This window comes from Deltaproteobacteria bacterium GWA2_45_12 (assembly GCA_001797365.1).
Taxonomy (GTDB): domain Bacteria; phylum UBA10199; class UBA10199; order UBA10199; family UBA10199; genus UBA10199.
Genome location: MGPH01000033.1, coordinates 1 through 3,956, shown reverse-complemented (window position 1 = coordinate 3,956; position 3,956 = coordinate 1). Strand labels below are relative to the sequence as shown.

The 3,956-nt window shown below is 46.1% G+C and carries 3 protein-coding genes; 2 read left to right on the top strand and 1 reads right to left on the bottom strand.

Annotation, left to right across the window (positions count from 1 at the left end):
• On the top strand, positions 1 to 1,066 hold a 1,066-nt coding region (locus A2048_10820), incomplete at its 5' end, for a hypothetical protein (protein ID OGP09121.1).
• Between the two features lie 60 nt (positions 1,067 to 1,126).
• Positions 1,127 to 2,080, top strand: a complete 954-nt coding sequence (locus A2048_10815; protein OGP09120.1) for a hypothetical protein — start codon at positions 1,127 to 1,129, stop codon at positions 2,078 to 2,080.
• Between the two features lie 69 nt (positions 2,081 to 2,149).
• On the opposite strand, the gene A2048_10810 is transcribed toward A2048_10815, so the two are convergent.
• Positions 2,150 to 2,836 (bottom strand): hypothetical protein, encoded by a 687-nt coding sequence (locus tag A2048_10810; GenBank protein OGP09119.1) that lies wholly within the window; start codon positions 2,834 to 2,836, stop codon positions 2,150 to 2,152.
• Positions 2,837 to 3,956: the final 1,120 nt, after the last annotated feature.

Here is a 3,956-nt window from a genome sequence, read left to right as displayed (position 1 = left end):
CAAAGGAGAAAAATTGTCAATTGCCAATTGTTCCTTGTCAATTCTTTATGTTGCCGGAGAAGAGTCTCCCTCGCAGATTAAACAGAGAGCCGAAAGATTGGGAATTTCCGGAGAAGGTATTGAAATTGTCACGGCAACGGACGTCGATGAGATAGTTGAGATAATAAGTTCCGAAAGGGGACCCCTTAAAGGGGACCCCTTGAGGAAAGTGGGAGTTAAGGAGCCTGACCCTATTTCTAAATATCAGCTGGTCATCATTGATTCGATCCAAACCTTGTCTTTAGCTGATGTTGCTTCTTCCGCCGGTTCGGTCGCCCAAGTGAAAGAATGCGCTAAACGGTTGACGAATTTAGCCAAAGAGAAGGATATACCGTTAATTATGATCGGTCATGTCAATAAAGAGGGCGATATCGCTGGACCGAAAGTTCTCGAACATGTTGTCGATACCGTGCTTTATTTAGAAGGCGAGCGGACGCTGCCTTTCCGGCTGCTACGGGCCGTGAAAAACCGTTTCGGCGATCCCTCGGAAGTCGGCGTTTGGCAAATGGAGGATAGAGGATTTAAGGAAGTTACCAGTCCGGGTGCGGCTTTTATAAAAGAAAGAGGCGCCGGGCCGGGAACGGTTCTGACCGTGGCCTTAGAAGGGAACCGTCCGCTCCTTTTGGAGATCCAAGCTTTAACCGCTAAAACCGCTTTCGGTTATCCCCGCCGTTCAATTACCGGTTACGATCTTAACCGGTTGCTTTTTATCGTCGCCGTCCTACAAAAGCACTTGAAGCTTCCGTTGCAGGAGGTTGACATTTATGTTAACGTGACAGGGGGAGTAAAGATTTCCGAACCCGCCGCCGATTTGGCTGTGGCTCTCGCCATCGTGAGCAGCTACAAAAACAATCCCACTAAAGAGCGCACTGTCGTTTTCGGGGAAATGGGACTGACCGGAGAAATCCGTACCGTCAGTTTAATTGAGCGTCGTAAGAAAGAGGCGGAGAAGCTTGGGTTTAGTCGGATTATCGCTCCGGGGACGGCGAGCACCATAAAAGAGGCCGTCATCAAGGCGCTCTCTTAAGTTAAAAATTTATCTTGGTTTTATCTTTCGTTGGCTATTCGCGAGGGAGTTGTTTTTATCATGAAGTTATCTTTTATCATCTTCCGGATAATATCTGGTTCCGTCCTTTTAGTACTCGGCTTTATTGCCGGCAATGATTATCTCTCAAAGAGTGCGCTTTTTAACGTTCCTTACCTCGCCCAAACCCTCATCGCTTTTATCGCCGGCGCGGCCGGACTCTATATCATCCCTTACGTCATCGTCAATACTTTTCAAACCATTGTCCGGTGGCTCTCAACCCTCATCCAGGTTAGCGTCCAAACAACGGTGGCCCGTTCGATGGGTTCCTTTTTCGCTCGGGAGGCGGGAAAGGTGAGGAACCGTCAAAAAGGTAATTCATCGCTGGAAGCTTCAGTGGATGTTAAAAACGGAAAAAACAAGATTCTTTTAGACACCTCGGCGATTATTGACGGGCGGATTTTTGATGTCGCTAAGGCCGGTTTTATCTCTGGTGAGTTCGTCGTACCGACCTTCGTCATCAGTGAACTTCAAGGGCTGGCCGATAGCGGTGATGACCTTAAAAGGCAAAGAGGCCGGCGCGGACTTAACTTACTTGACGGCGCTAAAAAAGAGAAGGAAACTCCGATTTCGGTTTGGGATGGAGAGATTGCGGGGCCCGACGTTGACGGAAAATTGACACGGCTGGCGAAAAAGATGCGCGCCAAGGTGGCCACGGTCGATTACAACCTTAATAAGGTGGCTTCCGTTTCCGGAGTGAAAATTCTTAATGTAAATGATTTAGCTAATTTTGTCAAAACGGTTATTCTTCCCGGTGAGAGATTAACGATAAAAGTGATCCAAGAGGGTAAGGACGGACGCCAGGGTGTTGGCTATCTTGATGATGGAACGATGATCGTCGTCGAGAATGGTCAGGAACTTATCGGCAGCGAAGTTGAGGTTGAGGTTAGTCGTTTACTGCAAACGTCCGCCGGAAAAATGATCTTCGCGAAAATCAAGAGCCACCCGAATTCATAAGACTCCTCGGATTCCCGCAAATAACCCTCAAATTCTCCAAAAGGGGTCCCCTTTTGGAGAATTAGGGACTTAGAGATTTTCGATAATGAGGTCCTTGAGAAATTCTAAATCATCAAATTCGTTGACGAAAGACTGATAGGAATTCTTGCCAGTTTGAGAAAAGGTGCTGATTACGTCGTCGGTCTTGATCCAGTCAGTTTTTCTCTCATTTAGATACTCTGGAAGTGATGTGTAAGCTCTTTGATGCTTTCGAGAAAGCTCTTTATCTAGTGAAAGGGGGTTGCGGTGGATGTATCGTGAAAGATGGGCAAGCTGTCCCTCGGAAGTGACCACGACCCCTTTATAAACATCCTGGAAGAGATGCCCCACTCGTTGGTTTTTTTTGTTGAAATACATAACGTAACGCGTTAGTAAAGAATTGAGGAAGCTGTCGATAGCTTTTTCACTCCTTTGTTTAATGAGGAGATGGAAGTGATTGGGCATCAGGCAGTAAGAAAGTAGTTCTATCTCCTGGTAGAAATTATTCATTCTCAGACTCCTTAAGATCTTCTCCTTTTCTGCCCAATTTGAATTTTTATCTGCTAACTTTTTGTAAAGTTCATCTAAATTTTTCGGGCTAAGATATTCTTTAAGGTAACCGATGAAAACAGAGTAGTCTTGTGGATCGGAGAAGATTATTCTTTTCTCGACACCTCTGTTGTAGAGGTGGTAATACCCGTTTTTAAAATATGTTTTTTGAGAATTTCTGGATGGCATTGAATTTAGTTTAACCCAGTTCGTTTAGTTCCGCAAGGGGACCCCTTTAAGGGGTCCCCTTTTGGAAAAATTATCCTATAATTAATGGCCTTAAACGTGATGCTATAGGTACAACTATAGGTTGACAACCGAGCGATTTTGTGATAAAGTCACGTGTGGTAGACATGTGCCGGACAAAGAGATAGGTACAATATAATTTTTTTGAAGTTTTGAAAACTGGAAGCCTGAGGGTCTGTTGAAGTTTATGACCCTCTCCAGTTTTGCTCAAATAGGAACCGCACCGTAGAAAGGGGTTAGACCACGTTCACAGTGCGGTATAAATCGGCGATAAATTAATAACGCCAGATTAGTTTATTTTAATCAGAAAAGGCGTGATGTTGTCAAGGACTTTTCGGCCTTTAATTCTGGGGGTAAGGCGCTAGCGCGGCTGTCGGCTTCTAGCTTCTAACATCTAACATCTAATTTGGCCGATGGTTAGCGGTTGGAAGCTGGTAGCTGTGTTAACGAAACCTTACTTCCGGAGTTAAGAGACGAAGGGGGTGGAGTAATCTCGAGTAAGATTCGCTCGGGTTACGCAATGTTCACTCAAGGAGTCCTCCCCGACGCCTTCGGGTCGGGGCTCCCCCTCAACGTTCACTTTTGCGTAACCGCTCGCTCGTAATTATCGCGACTTAGATGGGGAAGTAAGCGAGAGTTGGTACGACTGCGTGACGTACCTTTAAACCGGAAACTCTGCGCTTTCGAGATAAAAGATAAGCAGGGCAACGTTCGCTTTTGCACAAATCCTCGTCTTGAAAGGGGGGGTAACGGATGCGATAACCATCCTGCCTTGAGACTACTAATGAGTAGGAAGCAGGGAAGAGGATTTACAATGAATCTTCTTCTCTGAGTCAAAACTCAGTAGTTTTAGCACACTAAGATCGGACAAAAGGTTGACGATCGTCAAGCTTCTGTCCAAAAGTTAGGTCATTAACCGAGGAGGTAAATAAAATGACCATCAGCAAGAAAACCATGCAGATCGCGACGGCAGGGGGAGTCTTTGGGCTCTTTTTCCTCTGCGGCCTGATGACCAGCGGCGCCTTTTTCTTACTGGGCCCGCCGGAAGAGCGGTGGATCGTCG